11 protein-coding genes are annotated in these 14,770 nt (G+C 67.8%); 8 read left to right on the plus strand and 3 right to left on the minus strand.

The window, feature by feature from the left end:
- Nucleotides 1-30: 30 nt before the first annotated feature.
- Complete coding sequence (locus ACFV04_RS12385; RefSeq protein ID WP_380528733.1) at nt 31-1,917, minus strand: 1-deoxy-D-xylulose-5-phosphate synthase; 1,887 nt, start codon at nt 1,915-1,917, stop codon at nt 31-33.
- 112 nt (nt 1,918-2,029) lie between these two features.
- Entirely contained in the window at nt 2,030-2,980 is a 951-nt protein-coding gene (gene ispH / locus ACFV04_RS12390; protein WP_380528735.1) for a 4-hydroxy-3-methylbut-2-enyl diphosphate reductase, read from the minus strand.
- Between the two features lie 513 nt (nt 2,981-3,493).
- Here ispH and ACFV04_RS12395 point away from each other — a divergent pair.
- Together ACFV04_RS12395 and ACFV04_RS12400 are read left to right on the plus strand one after the other, a co-directional pair.
- Nucleotides 3,494-4,405 (plus strand): SAM-dependent methyltransferase, encoded by a 912-nt coding sequence (locus ACFV04_RS12395; protein WP_380528737.1) that lies wholly within the window; start codon nt 3,494-3,496, stop codon nt 4,403-4,405.
- A gap of 306 nt (nt 4,406-4,711) precedes the next feature.
- Nucleotides 4,712-5,542: a methyltransferase domain-containing protein gene (locus ACFV04_RS12400; RefSeq protein WP_380340430.1), complete on the plus strand. Its 831-nt coding sequence runs from the start codon at nt 4,712-4,714 to the stop codon at nt 5,540-5,542.
- Nucleotides 5,543-5,884: 342 nt separating this feature from the next.
- On the opposite strand, the gene ACFV04_RS12405 is transcribed toward ACFV04_RS12400, so the two are convergent.
- A complete protein-coding gene (locus tag ACFV04_RS12405) occupies nt 5,885-7,126 on the minus strand; it encodes a cytochrome P450 (protein ID WP_380528739.1) in 1,242 nt (413 codons plus the stop codon).
- A gap of 726 nt (nt 7,127-7,852) precedes the next feature.
- Here ACFV04_RS12405 and ACFV04_RS12410 point away from each other — a divergent pair.
- From ACFV04_RS12410 to ACFV04_RS12435, 6 genes are all read left to right on the plus strand, one after another.
- Nucleotides 7,853-8,836: a polyprenyl synthetase family protein gene (locus tag ACFV04_RS12410; RefSeq protein WP_380528741.1), complete on the plus strand. Its 984-nt coding sequence runs from the start codon at nt 7,853-7,855 to the stop codon at nt 8,834-8,836.
- A gap of 78 nt (nt 8,837-8,914) precedes the next feature.
- Nucleotides 8,915-10,069 carry a cytochrome P450 gene (locus tag ACFV04_RS12415; protein ID WP_380528743.1) on the plus strand — a complete coding sequence of 385 codons (1,155 nt, stop codon included), beginning with the start codon at nt 8,915-8,917 and terminating at the stop codon, nt 10,067-10,069.
- 106 nt (nt 10,070-10,175) lie between these two features.
- Nucleotides 10,176-10,976 (plus strand): UbiA family prenyltransferase, encoded by an 801-nt coding sequence (locus tag ACFV04_RS12420; protein WP_380340418.1) that lies wholly within the window; start codon nt 10,176-10,178, stop codon nt 10,974-10,976.
- Nucleotides 10,977-10,990: 14 nt separating this feature from the next.
- Nucleotides 10,991-11,821, plus strand: coding sequence for an arylamine N-acetyltransferase (locus tag ACFV04_RS12425; protein WP_380528745.1), 831 nt, complete (start codon nt 10,991-10,993; stop codon nt 11,819-11,821).
- A complete protein-coding gene (gene pabB / locus ACFV04_RS12430; RefSeq protein ID WP_380528747.1) occupies nt 11,821-13,935 on the plus strand; it encodes an aminodeoxychorismate synthase component I in 2,115 nt (704 codons plus the stop codon). The genes ACFV04_RS12425 and pabB overlap by 1 nt, the downstream gene beginning before the upstream one ends.
- Nucleotides 13,932-14,759: an aminotransferase class IV gene (locus ACFV04_RS12435; RefSeq protein ID WP_380528749.1), complete on the plus strand. Its 828-nt coding sequence runs from the start codon at nt 13,932-13,934 to the stop codon at nt 14,757-14,759. The genes pabB and ACFV04_RS12435 overlap by 4 nt, the downstream gene beginning before the upstream one ends.
- Nucleotides 14,760-14,770: the final 11 nt, after the last annotated feature.

A 14,770-nucleotide genomic window follows, 5' to 3' on the forward strand; every position in this document is an offset into this window, starting at 1 on the left:
GTGGCAAGGGCATTCCCAAATCGATGGTCGTCAATGTTCCTCCCCTGAATGAACCGGCCAGGTGCCGGGGTCGTCGATGTCTGCTGACGCGGGTGCGGCGTCGAGGCCGGTCAGCAGCCCCACCACGACCCTGTCGTCGATGTCTGCTGACGCCGGTGCGGCGTCGAGGCCGGTCAGCAGCCCCACCACGACCCTGGTGATGTTCTGCGCGGTCAGCCCGCAGGCGGCGAGCACCTCGGCCCTGGTGCCATGGCTGAGGAACCGCCTCGGGATGCCGAACTCGCGCAGCGGGGTGTGCACGTCGGCGTCCCGCAGCGCCTGCGCGATCGCGGAACCGACACCACCCGCGCGGCTGTTGTCCTCGACCGTGATCGCGAGCCGGTGGCGGCGGGCCAGGTCGGCCAGCGCGGGGTTGACCGGGGTGACCCATCTCGGGTCCACCACCGTCACCCCGATGCCCTGTGCCCGCCCACCGTCGGCGACGGTGAGCGCGAGGCCGGCCAGCGCACCTACCGCGATGATCAGCACGTCTAGCCGGCCGGAACGGCGCAGCACGTCAATCCCGTTGAACGTGGCGGTGGCGGGCAGGTCCTCACCGGCGGGGCCTTTGGGAAACCGCAGCAGTGTCGGACCTTCGTGCCACGCCACCGCCTCAGCCAGCAGTTCGGCCAGCCTGGTGCCGTCCCGCGGCGCCGCGATCCGCAGCCCCGGCACCACCTGCAGCACCGACAGGTCCCACATGCCGTTGTGGCTCGGCCCGTCGTCGCCGGTCACCCCGGACCGGTCGAGGACGAACGTCACCGGGCGGCGGTGCAGCGCGACGTCCATGAGCAGTTGGTCGAGCGCGCGGTTGACGAACGTGGAGTAGATGGCCACCACCGGGTGCACACCGCCCATGGACAACCCGGCGGCCATCGTGACCGCGTGCTGCTCGGCGATGCCGACGTCGATCACCCGGTGCGGGAACCTGCGCTGCAGCGGCAGGAGCCCGGTCGGCTCGGTCATCGCGGCCGTGATCGCCACGAGGTCGTTGCGCTGCTCGGCCAGTTCGACCAGCTTCTCGCCGAACACCGACGTGAACGACGGGGGCGATACCTTCAGTGCCTGCCCGGTGTACGGGTCCATCGGTTTGACGGCGTGACCGAGATCGAGGTCATTGGTCTCGGTGTGCCGGGATCCCTTGCCCTTGGCGGTGATCACGTGCACCACCACCGGCCGGCCCAGTGCGACCGCGCGGCGCAGGGAGTCCTGGACGGCGGGGAGGTCGTGACCGTCGACGGGGCCGAGGTAACCGAGCCCGAGTTGTTCGAACACGCCCGGCCCGCGCCCGGCGCGCAGGTCGGCCAGGTGCTCGGCCAGCCCGCCGACGGTCGGCGCGTAGGAGCGTTGGTTGTCGTTGAGCACGATGACGAGCGGCCGCTCCGGCCCGCCCGCGATGTTGTTGAGCGCCTCCCAGGCCATGCCGCCGGTCATCGCGCCGTCGCCGATGATCGCGACGGTCGCCCGGTCGCGTCGGCCGAGGTGGGCGTCCGCCCTGGCCAGCCCGTCCGCGTAGGACAGCGCGGTGGACGCGTGCGAGTTCTCCACCAGGTCGTGCTCGGACTCCTCCCGGCTCGGGTAGCCGGAGAGCCCGCCCGACTTACGCAGCCGGTCGAACCCGGCCTGGCGGCCCGTGAGGATCTTGTGCACGTAGGACTGGTGCCCGGTGTCCCACAGCAACCGGTCCCGCGGGGACTCGAACACCGTGTGCAACGCGATGGTCAGCTCGACCACACCCAGGTTGGGCCCGAGGTGTCCCCCGGTCGCGGAGACCCGCTCGATCAGGAACGCGCGGATCTCCCCGGCGAGGTCGCGCAGCTCCCCGGCGGTCAACTCACGCAGCCGCGCCGGGTCGCGCACGGTTTCCAGCAGCGCCATGTCGAACAGTGCTCCTCACCGGGCGTGGTGGGCGGCCGCGGCCGCCCACTCGGTCAGTTCGGGCCGACTGCCCGGCGCGATGCCGGTTCGGCCGACGATCGGTCCCGACCGGTCACGGCGCGTCCGCCACTCCGGTCAGCCGCGTGGGCGGGAAGAACACGATGTCCTCGGTCGCCACCCGTTCCACGGACGTGTCCGCGTAACCCAGTTCGGCGAGCCGGTCGAGCAGCTGGTCGACGAGGATCTCCGGCGCGCTCGCCCCGGCGCTCACGCCGACCGTGCTCACGCCGGCCAGCCACGTGGGGTCGAAGTGCGTCACGTCCGGCACCAGTTCAGCCCTGCCGCCGAGCCTGCGCGCCACCTCGACCATCCGGATCGAGTTGCTGGAGTTGGTCGAACCGACCACCAGCACCAGGTCGCAGCGGTCCACGATGGCCCGGATGCCGTCCTGGCGGTTCTGGCTGGCGTAACAGATGTCGTCGGTGGCGGGCCCGCGCAGGTCGATGAACCTGCCCTGGAGCACGGCGATGATGTCCCTGGTCTCGTCCACCGAGAGCGTGGTCTGGGTGAGGTAGGCGACTGCTGCGTCGGGGGGAAGGTCCAGTGCCTCCGCGTCGGCAACCGTCTCGACGATGATCGTCTGGTCGGGAGCGTGCCCGTAAGTGCCCTCGACCTCCTCGTGGTCCGCATGCCCGACCAGCAGCAACGTCCGCCCGTCGCGGGCGAACCGGCGGGCCTCCTGGTGCACCTTGGCCACCAGGGGGCAGGTCGCGTCGAGCACGTCCAGCCCGCGTGCCTCCGCGTTCTGCCGCACCTGCGGGGAGACGCCGTGCGCTGAGAAGACACACACCGCGCCCTCCGGTACCTCCTGCTCGGAATCGACGAACCGGACTCCCCGGCGCTGGAACTCGCGCACCACGTAGTGGTTATGCACGATCTCCTTGCGGACGTAGATCGGCGCGCCGTGCTGTTCCAGCGCGAGGTCGATGATGGCTATCGCCCGGCGTACACCGGCACACAAACTCCGTGGCTCGGCCAGCAGGACCCGCTTACCGTCACTCATCCCACTCCGTTCCGTGCCATGACGTTTGCGTTGAAACGCCTGGCCTGCGTTGCCGAACAGGGCATCCACGCCGGTCGGTAGAAACCGGGCCCTTCTGGGGAAGTCTTGTCTGCCGTTTGGTGCCGGCTTAATAGCCGGACTCGAAGTACGGCCTTGGGTGCCGCCCAGCAGCTACCCATCTGCACAGTACTCCAATCCAGTCCTCACACCGTCTCCGTTTGGGGTTTTTCCTAAAGTCGAAGCTGCTCACGCCGCGTCGTTGACACGACCAGGACTGTCCTCCAGGATGGCATCCAATTGCCGCCGCTCAATTTTGGGCGACTCAGGATTCCGGATCGTGAGAGCGGCCCTGCATTTCGAACGAGGCGCTGCTCGTGCCGCAAGCCACGGAATCCGGTCCGGCGATCCTCGTTAAACCACGTATCCTCGCCAAAATTCATGACGAGCGCAGCGCAACGACCGAAGCAGGCCATTCGCCAATGTCGTCGGCATCAGAGCTCTGGAGGAGTGACCGTGTCAAATCTGCTGGATGAACTTTCGAGTTCGCCTCAGGCAGCGCTGGAGCCTCAGGACGAGGTAAGAATCGTTGGCCAGTACTACGACGACAAAACAGCCAGGCTTGTCCGCAAATACGGGCCCGGCCCCAGGATTCACTACCACGTGGGTCACTACCCTTCGGCTGAAACGCCGCTGCATCCCGACGATGTGACGCCGGATGCCATTCGCCGCAGCATCCGGGACCACCAAGAGGGTCTGCTGCGGTACGCGGCCAAGATCTGGGGCGCTGAAAACCGGCTGTCGGGGCGAATCCTGGACGTCGGCTGCGGTCTCGGCGGGGGCTCGCTCTTCTGGGCGCAGGAGTACGGCGCCGACGTCACGGCGGTCACCAATGCGCCGGAACACACGCCGATCGTCAACAAGTTCGCGCGGGAATGCGGCGTGGACGAGCGGGTCCGAACCCTGGTCTGTGATGCGATGCATCTCCCCCTGGACGGCCCCTATGACGCAGCAGTAGCGATCGAGAGCAGCGGGTACTTCAACCGTCCGCAGTGGTTCGAGCGTCTGGCGCAGGTGCTTCGTCCGGGCGCGAGTGTGTGCATCGAGGAAGTGTTCATCACACGCCCTCACGGGGCCGATGTGTGGGCCGAATACTTCTACACGAAGCCGGCCACGGTGCTCGACTACGCAGAAGCCGCGCAGGCTGCGGGCTTCGAACTGGTCGATGAGGTCGACGCCACGTCAGAGACCCTGCCGTTCTGGGAGGAGAGTGTCGCCTGGACGAAGGCGGTACTGGACACCGACAGCAGCCTCTCTGCAGTTGACCGCAGGAACCTGAGGATATCTCTGCTGGCGAACCAGGCGCTCTGCGCTGAATGGCAAGCAGGAGGCATGCAGCTGGGCTTCTTGCGCTTCGAGCGTAAGTGAGCGCGAAGAGTAGCAGACAGCCAGTTTGTTGACCTGGCAGCACTGGTTACCAGTGGTTGTCAGTAGATCACGCAGGCGCTGGGCTGGGGTTGCCCAGCCCAGCGCAGCGGGTTTCCGCCCGCCTTTCGATGTGACTGCCGCCTAGGTGTCGCCAACCATCTCCTCGACGCGTTCCCCGGCTTGTGGCTCGCGGTCGACCCGCAGGATCTGCGGTGGCGTACCAACACGATCATTCGCGGGCTCACCGCCGGTACGGCTGAACCGCCGCCGACTTCCCGCCACCTTCACGACGATACGGAGTTCCTCATGACGCTCGGACAGTCTCCCGCTCACAGCGACGTCCGCAACGTGTACGACGGGTTCGGTCGGATCTACGGTTCCGTCTGGGGCCCCAATATCCACTACGGCTACTGGGAGAACGAGGCCGACGACAGCTCCGTCGAGGTGGCCACGGACCGCCTGACCGACCTGATGATCTCTGGTCTCGCCGCACAGGCCGGCCAGCGGGTCCTGGACATCGGCTGCGGCATCGGCTACCCCGCGCAGCGGCTCGTCCGCACTTGTGACGTGAACGTGGTGGGCATCACCGTCAGCCACATCCAGGTGGAGGAGGCCACGGAACTCGCCGCCGAGGCCGGGCTCGCCGACCGGGCCACGTTCCAGTTCGCGGACGCGATGGACATGCCCTTCCCCGACGGCTCGTTCGACGCGGCCTGGGCGTTCGAGTCGATGTGGCACATGCCCGACCGGGCCCAGGTGCTCTCCGAGGCCGCCCGCGTGCTGCGCCCCGGCGGCCGCCTCGCCATCGCCGACGTCATCCAGCGCGACCCGATCAGCCCTGAGGGACGCGTGGTCCTGGACCACATCTCCGAGAACTACGCGGTGCGCTCCCTGGGCACTGTGGACGAATACCGGGTGGCGTTGGCCGCCAACGGTTTCGTCGACGTGGAGATCCGTGACATCACCGACAACGTCATCCGTACCCTCGGGCTCATGGCCGACGCCTTTGATACTGTCCGCGACAAGCTGGCCGACCTGGTCGGCGAGGAGCACGCCGAGTCGCTCATCCACAACGTGCGCAGGTTCGGGGCCATCCCGGAGAGCGGCTACCTCTTCCTGACCGCGGTCCGCGCCTGACCGCGGGCGCCGTCCCCGGTTCTCAGCTCGGCGTCTCATGGCGCAAGGCTGGGGTCGAGGTACTTCCTGACGCTTCCTGAACAGGGCCCTCCGGCGGTTGAGCGAGATGTCTGACGTCTCAACTCGATTTCCGGAGGGCCTCGTTGTTTGTCCATCCTGCATCACCGGACCTGCCGCACGGCCCATCAGCAGTCCGACAAGCCGAAACGGCCCGCCAGTTCAACTGACGGGCCGTCACACCGTGCTGGGGCTAGCCGGCATCCGGATCTGTGGAACCCAGGGTCCTCACCGCAGGGGTCAGCGTGTCGTCCAGATCCCCGACGACCGCCCGGATGCCCGTCCTCACTGCCGTACCCGCAACTCGGTCAACGCCCGAAGCGGAAACACTGGCCGGTGATGTGGCGGCTGCCCTGGCGCCAGGGTCAGACCCGGCATCCTGGTGGCGATGGCCTCTACCGCGATCTCCAGTTCCGCGCGGGCGAATCCGGCTCCGAGGCAGAAGTGGATGCCGTGCCCGAACGCGAGATGCGTGGCAGACCGGCTGTCCGGACTGAACGCGGCCGGACATGCGCGAGAGCGGCTGTCCCGGCCGGCCGCTCCGTACAGCAGAAGCAGCCGACTCCCCGCGGCCAGGTGGACGCCACCGACCACTACGTCCCGGACCGCGGTCCGGTACATGCCCGCCAGCGGGCTGTCGAACCGCAGCCCCTCCTCGACGAGGTCCCGTACGGCGATCGTCCGGTCGACGACCTCGGCCCAGCCGCCGGGTGACTGAAGCTGCTGGTAGAGGATCGTGCCGAGCGCCTCGGCACAGGTCATGTGTCCCGCGAAGATCAGGGTGGGGACCTGGACGGAAACCTCGTCAGCGGTGAGCGTGCGGCCCGCCTTGCCGTCGTGGAGCAGCTCACTGATCAGGTCGTCCTGCGGTGCGGCCAGCCGCTCCTGCACGAGTGAACGGGCGAACGCTCCGAAGTCCATCAGCCCGCGGGCGAATTCACGCAGCCGCTCAGGATCGGCGTTGCTCTGCGACATCATGAGCTCGATGCGCTGCTCGGACCACGTGCGGCAGCGGTCGTAGTAATCCTCCGGGACCCCGAGGCGCCGGCAGATCACCTCGAGGGCGTACGGAACGGCGAACGCCGAGATGAAGTCGAACTCCGTCAAGACCGCGGCACGCTCGACGAGGTCGGTGGCGATCGCACGGATCGTGGGTTCGAACGCTCTGACCCTGGCCGGCGTGAACCCGGCGTTGAGCACTTCCCTGACCCTGGCGTGCTCGGGCGGGTCGAGTGAGCCGACGGCCACCGCATCAGCGCCGCGCCAGGTGCGGAACATCCGACTCACGTCCTCGGGCAGTGCGGCCGCGGGACGAGGGTTGTGGTCACGCGCCGAGAAGCTTTGGTCGTCCCGCAGCACGGCAACCATGTCCTCGCGCCGGGTGACGCACCACGCGCCGAGCAAAGGGGCGTAGAACACCGGTTCCGTCTCTCCGATGTCGGCCAGAAATGAATACGGGTCGTCGCGATGTGCGCCGTACGGGTCGAACGACCTGACTTCATGCAATTGCTCAGAATCAACTGGCATAGCCATTCAGCCTCTCAAGCTTTCAGTGAACCATTCCCGGCAATGATCAGTGACGTCGTGTGATACTGCTCGGCCCGCCGGGGCGACCCAGGGTCGCAACGTCCGCCCGTCGCGGGCGAACCGGCGGGCCTCCTGGTGCACCTCGGCCACCAGGGGGCAGGTCGAGCACGTCCGGCGCGCGCCGTGCTGTTCCAGCGCGAGGTCGATGACGGCTATCGCCAGGCGTACACCGGCACAGAAACCGAGCCCTTCTCAGGAAGTCTTGTCTGCCGTTTGGTGCCGGCTTAATAGCCGGACTCGAAGTACGGCCTCGGGTGCCGCCCAGCAGCTACCAATCTGCACAGTACTCCAATCCAGTCCCCACACCGTCTCCGTTTGGGGTTTTTCCTAAAGTCGAAGCTGCCCACGCCGCGTCGTTGACACGACGGAAGAGGTCGTTCAGGATGACAGGCGGAACGATCACGCAAATTCCGGTGCATCACTCCGGGTCCGGATTGCGCGTAGCTGCGGGAGCTGCCTACGCATTGACCTGTAGTGAGATCGGGTGATCATGAGCTTTGCGCAATCATTCGTCCATCCAGCGCAGTGATTTCCAGTGGTGCAATTCGCGAACGCCATGCGCGTAGGCTCTGACCACGAATTGGGAAGGCGCGCGACCGAAGGAGAATCCCGATCAGCGCACTCGACACCTCGTCGACCGGGCTCCAAGCCTTCCTGTCGCCGAAGATGGTGCAATCCACGGTACTGCCCGTTATGCGGCAGCAGACTTCCGCACTGCAGCCGATCCTGGCCCGGATCTGCTCCTACCACCTCGGCTTCATCGACGAACACGGTGACCCCAGCGGTGCGGAGGGCGGCAAGCTGACCCGCGCCGCCCTCATGATGGCGGCGGCTGATGGCGTCGGCCTACGGCCGGAGGACGTGCGGTGCCAGGCGGCAGCACTGGAGTTGCTGCACAACTCGACCCTGATCCACGACGACATCATCGACGCGGACGAGCTGCGTCGCGGCCGCCCGGCCGCGTGGAAGGTGTTCGGCACCAGTCTGGCCATCCTGGCCGGGGACGCGTTGCAGGCTCTTGGGCTGCAGATGGTCGTCGCCGACCCCGGCCCCGGCCGTGCGGAAATCTCCAGCCTGTTCGCCGAAGCCCTCGGTCTGGTTCTCGCGGGCCAGGCTCGCGAGCTCACCGTCCGGCTGGGTCCGGGCACAGGCATCGCGGAGTACGACCGGATCGTGGAGGAGAAGACGTCCGCGCTGCTGGAGTGCGCGCTGGTGACGCCCGCGTTGCGGGCGGGCAGACCGGAGCACGTCCTGACTGCCCTGCGCAGCGCAGGCCGGCATCTGGGCCTGGCTTTTCAGATCTTCAACGACGTCGAGGACATCTGGGGCGACCCCGCAGTGACCGGCAAGCCCGTCCGGAGCGACATCCTGCGGCGCAACCCTTCTTTTCCGGTGCTGGCGGCCTTGTCCACCGACAGCCCGGCCGGCGAACGACTGCGCCAGCTGTGGCACGCCGACGGCAGCACGGCAGCGGACCTCCAGGAGATGGCCGACCTCGTCGAGGAGTCCGGCAGCCGGCACACGGCCGAGCAGCTGTCCCGCAGCCATCTGGACTCGGCTCTGGAGCACCTCGGACGAGCCGAGCTGTCCCCGACCGCGTCCGCCGAACTGACCGCCTTGTTCGACCGCATCGTCAATCGCACGCCATGACGTACATCGTGATCATCCTCGACAAGGTGGTCTGAACCTCGATTCCGGCGGAGGCCGTCAGTGAGTACCCCAGCTCAATTGCCTTTCGAGCAGACGAATGTGCTGCAACTCGCGCCAGGGCTGCGCAGGCTCCAATCCCAGGGCGCGGTCCATCGGGTTCGTACTGCCGAGGGCGTCGAGGCGTGGCTGGTCACCGGTCATGCCCAGGTGGCGCAGCTGCTCGACGATGGCCGGCTCAGCCGCTCCAATCCCGATCCGGAGGCCGCGGCGAAGGACAGCGGGTCGGCGTTCCTCGCCGGCCTGCTGGGCGACTTCGCCACCGACCACGCTCGGTTGCGTGCGCTACTGGAGCCGCACTTCTCACCCGAGCGGATGCTGGCGCTGCGGCCCCACGTCGAAGAACTGACCGGGCGGCTCCTGGACGAACTGGCCGGGCAGAAGTCACCGGTGGACCTGCGCCAGATGTTGGCGCTGCCGCTGCCGCTTCAGGTGATGTGCCAGTGGTTGGGCGTACCCCGGGAGGACAAGGACCGGTTCGGCAGCTGGATCCAGGACGCCGCCAACGTCGGGGACCCGGTCAGGTCCAAGCAGGGACTGGGCGAGTTGTTCGGCTACTGCAGGCAACTCGTCGCGGACAAACGGCAGAATCCCGGCGATGACGTGATCTCCCGGATCTGCGCGACCGAGGGGATCAGCGACAACGAGATCCTCGGGCTGACGGCGTTGTTGCTGTTCGGTGGCTATGAGACCACGGTGGCCCGGATCGGCACCTGCGTGTCGCTGCTGCTGGCCAACCCCGAGCAGTGGCAGGCGTTGCTGGACGACCCGGGCCTCGTCCCCGGCGCGGTCGAGGAAACCCTGCGGATGTCGATGCCGAACCCGCACAACGGCGGCATGCCCCGTTATGCGCTGACGGACTTCGAGATCGACGGAGTCACCATCCGGGCCGGCGACTTCGTACTGCTGAACATCATCGCGGCCAACCACGACGAGACGGCCTTCGCCGACCCCGGCCGGATCGATGTCGCTCGCAACACCGCGGACAGCCTCGTGTTCGGGCGCGGCGCCTACTCCTGCGTCGGCGCGATGCTGGCCCGGATGCAGCTGCAGGTGTTGCTCACCCAGCTCGTCGCGCGATTCCCCACCATGCGTCTGGCTGTCGGTGTGGAGGAGCTGGGGCTGCGCCACAACACGCTGATCGGCGGGTTGGTCCAGCTTCCGGTGACCTGGTGATTGGATCCTGATGCTGCACAAGATATCTACCGGCGTAGTCACGAAGAGCCCGGATTCAGTCCGCGCATATCTCCTGTTGATGCGACTGGACCGGCCTACGGGGTACGTGCTGTACCTGCTTCCAGGGCTGTGGGCCGTCGTCCTCGCCTCCGGGCGACGACCGGACCTGCTGGCGGTGGTGGTCGTCGCTGTCGCGGCGGTGCTGGTGCGCGGCGCGGCCTGCGCGGTCAACGACGTGGTCGACAGGGACGTCGACGCCCGGGTCGCCCGCACCGTGTCGCGTCCTGTCGCGTCGGGGACGATCAGCGTCGGGAACGCACTCCTGTTCGCCGCCGCACAGGCCGTGGTCGCACTGCTGGTCCTGGCGGTGGCGAACGTGGGGACAGCCCTGGTCGTCGGGGCCTCGTACCCGTTGATCGTCGCGTACCCCTTCATGAAGCGCATCTTCTTCTGGCCCTCGGCGTTCCTGGCGCTGGTGATGAGCGTCTACGTGCTGATCGGCTGGACGGCGGTGACCGGGAGCGCCGACTACCCGCTCGCGGTGTACGGCCTGTACGCCGGCGGGGCCTTCTGGACCCTGATTCACGACACGATCTACTCCCATCAGGACAAGGAGTACGACCGGAACATCGGTGTCAGGTCTTCCGCCCTGCTGTTCGGCAAGGCCACCAAGGCGTGGCTGGCGATTTTCGTCGTGCTCAGCGTCGGCGGCGTGCTGTGGGCCGGTTCCCAGACGTCGATGGGGTGGGCGTTCTATCTGATCGTCGTGCTCGCGGGAATCTTCTTGTCCTATCTGGTCGTACGTGTGGACCTGGATGATCCGCAATCGTGCTGGGACACCTTCGTCGCCAACACGTACTTCGGCTGGATCGTTCTCGCGGCCGCGGTCGCCGGGCAGTTCACATGAAGGATGAGCTACGTATGACGGATTCGATGTGGCAGGGCAGTGGCGTCGACCTGGACGCCTACCTGACCCGCGTGGGCTACCAGGGCGACGTGGCTGCGGACCTCTCCACGCTGCGGGGTCTGCACGCCGCCCACGTCGACGCGATCGCCTTCGACAACCTCGACGCGGTGCTCGGGCGGCCGACGGTGCCGTTGGACCTGGACAGCGTCCAGGAGAAGATCGTGCGACAGGGCCGCGGCGGCTGGTGCCTGGAACAGGTCGTCCTGATGGCGGCAGTGCTGGACCGGATCGGCTTCACGTTCTCGGCGTTCGCGGGCAGGACACGGATCCGCACCGGGAACAAGTTCGGTCCGGCACTCCACGTAGCCCTGTGCGTGCAGCTCGACGACGAACGCTGGATCTTCGACGTGGGTTTCGGTGCATACGGGCCGCACGTCCCCATCCGCCTCGCCGAGAACTCGCGGCTTGACGGCGATTGGCCCTTCGACGTGGTGCGGGAACCGAGTGGTGAACACGTGCTGCGGTTCCTTCGACCTGAGGGTCCCGCAGAGCTCTACGGTTTCACCACCGACGCGCGCTATCCGTCGGACTTCGAGCTCCTCAACCATTTCTGCCTGACTCACCCGCGCTCGCCGTTCAACCACCGGATGGTCCTCCAGCGCACTCAGCCCGACGTGAGGCACCTCCTCGTCGGCAGCACTCTCACGGAGATACGTCCCGCAGAGCCGGCGACCTTCCGGGAACTCGACAAGGACGAGACGCTTTCCGCTCCCGAGGAGATCTTCGGGATCACCTTGGAACCGGGCGACGTCCGAACGCTCCGGAAGATCTTGGACGGCCCGTGATGCGTACCTTGCTGCTGGACAACTACGACTCGTACACCTTCAACCTGTACCAGTTGATCGCCGAGATCAACGGCCAGGAGCCCGTCGTCATGGTCAACGACGATCCGATGTTGTCCAGCCTGCGGCTGGAGGACTTCGACAACATCGTCGTCTCGCCCGGCCCTGGACGGCCGCAGAACCCGCGCGACGTCGGCCTCCTCGGCGACCTGCTGCGTCGCACCACGCTGCCCGTGCTGGGCGTCTGCCTCGGCCATCAGATGATCGCGCACCTGGCCGGAGCGTCGGTGGTCGCCGCGCCCGAACCGAGACACGGGCACCTCGCCAAGGTCTCCCACGAGGGAGATCCGCTGTTCGCCGGCATTCCGCGGGAATTCGTCGCGGTTCGCTACCACTCGCTGTGCGTGCAGGAGCCCCTGCCCGAGGAGCTCATCGCCACCGCGTGGGCAGACGACGGTGTACTCATGGCGCTGCGTCACCGCGATCTGCCGCAGTGGGGCGTGCAGTTCCACCCCGAGTCGATAGCTTCCCAGCACGGGCGTGAGATCCTGCGGAACTTCGCCGATCTGACCCGCCGGACGCAGCACAAACAACGGCCCTCCGACACCGGAACGGACACGGACACCGACACCGGCACCGCACTGGCCGGCGAGACGCCCGGCGCGGTCGAGGAACTGGGAATCATCAGCACGGCCGTGCCGACCGCTGCCGATTCCGAGGCCATCTTTCTGAAGCTCTTCGACAACACCCCGCACTGCTTCTGGCTGGACAGCAGCCGGGTGGAGGAGGGCCTGTCCCGGTTCTCGTTCCTCGGCGACACGTCAGGTCCGCTCAGCGAGGTCCTGACCTACCGCACCGGCAGCGGGACAGTGGAAGTGCGCGACGCGAACGGCGTCGGCATCGTCACCGGCAGCGTGTTCGACGTCCTCGAACAGCGGCTGCGCGACCGGCGCATCCCCGACTCGGACCTGCCGTTCGACCTGACCGGCGGCTACGTCGGCTACTTCGGCTACGAACTCAAGGCCGAATGCGGGGCCACGGCCAGCCACACCGCCGAAACGCCGGACGCCATCTGGATGTTCGCCGATCGCGTCATCGCGGTCGACCACCAGGAGGGACTGACCTACCTGGTGGCCGTCCACGACGAGAAGACCCGGCGTGACGCGCAGGAGTGGGTGGAACGGACGTCCGCGCTCCTGACGGGCCTGAACCCGGCCGATGTCGAGCCGCCGCGCGAACCCGCCGCCGGCCCGCCCCCGAATGCCGAGGAGTACCTTGGCCGCGGCCGGAGCCAGTACCTGGCGGACATCACGGAGTGCCAGCGGCAGCTGAACCGGGGCGAGAGCTACGAGATCTGCCTGACCAACAAGTTGCACCTGCCGTTCCATGACGACGACACGTCCTTCTACCTGCGGCTGCGCCGGGCGAACCCGGCACCGTACGCCGCGCTCCTACGCCTGGGCGACGTCACGGTCTTCAGCTCCTCGCCGGAGCGGTTCCTGCGCATCGAGAGGGACCGCACGGTCACCAGCAAGCCGATCAAGGGCACGGCACCGCGCGACGCCGACCCGGTGCGCGACGCCGAACTGGCCGCCGTCCTCGCCTCCAGCGCCAAGACTCAGGCCGAGAATCTGATGATCGTCGACCTGTTGCGCAACGACCTGGGCCGGGTGTGCGAGGTGGGCAGCATCGAGGTCGACCCGTACCTGGCCGTCGAGAGCTACGAGACCGTGCACCAACTGGTCTCCACCGTTCGCGGACGGCTCAGTGACGGGGTCAGCGCGATGGACTGCGCCCGGCAGTGCTTCCCGGGCGGGTCGATGACCGGAGCGCCGAAGCTGCGCACCATGGAGATCATCGACCGCTTGGAGACGGAGGCCCGGGGTGTCTACTCCGGCGCCCTCGGCTACTTCGGCCTCTCCGGCGGCACGGAACTGAACATCGTGATCCGCACCGCGGTCCGTGTCGGTGACCGGTTGACCATCGGAGCCGGCGGGGCGATAGTGCTCGACTCCCACCCGCACGAGGAGTACGAGGAGATGCTGCTCAAGGCGGCGGCGTCGCTCCGCGCCTGGCGTGCGCCGGCGGTGTCGGACGTGGGCGGCTCCCGACGATGAACACGGCAAAGAGCACGGCCACCGACCAGGGCCTCCGCCGGTGCTGGGACCCCGATGGCGGATGGTCGACGGCCGACGCCGCCGGGACGGTGCTGGTCATCGACTCCTGGCTCGTGGACGAGGGGCGGGTGCGGGGACTCGACCGGCACGCCGAACGCTTCGGTTCGGCCTGCGACCGGTTCGGCGGACCGGGAGCCGAACGGACGAACCGGTTCCTGCGGGCGGTCGCCGAGTCGCTGCCCGCGCAAGGCCGATGGTTTCCTCGCGTCGAACTCGTGGAGACCGGGTCGGGAACGCGGCTGTGGATGTGGCTGCGCCCCGCGCCACCGCGCACCGCGACCGTTCGGTTGTGGACCGCGGCGGGACCCGACCGCCGTCGACTGCCGGCCGTCAAGGGCGCCGACCTGGATCACCTGGCCTCCCTACGCGCTGCCGCGGCTGCGGCGGGAGCTGACGAGCCGGTGCTGGTCTCGACGGAAGGGCATGTGGTCGAAGGGGCGTCCACGAGCATCGTCTGGTGGCGGGGCGACACGCTGTGCGGGCCACCACCCGGCCCCGGCCTGCTCCCCGGGATCACCCGCGCCCTGCTCGGCGAGCTCGCCGCCACGGCAGGGCACCAGGTCGTCACCGAGCAGGCCACCGCGTCGGATCTCGCCGGCGTCCCCGTCTGGACGCTGAACGCCCTGCACGGCATCCGGCCGGTCACCGAGGGGCTGGGCCGGTTCCAGGACACGGACGCCGCAGCGGCCGAGCGCTGGCAGTCGCGCCTGGCCGCGCTCGCCGTTGCGGCCGACGCCTCGCTGATTCCTGTGGTGAACCCATGAAGGAGGTTTCC

The organism is Kitasatospora sp. NPDC059599 (assembly GCF_042735125.1).
Classification (GTDB): domain Bacteria; phylum Actinomycetota; class Actinomycetes; order Streptomycetales; family Streptomycetaceae; genus Kitasatospora.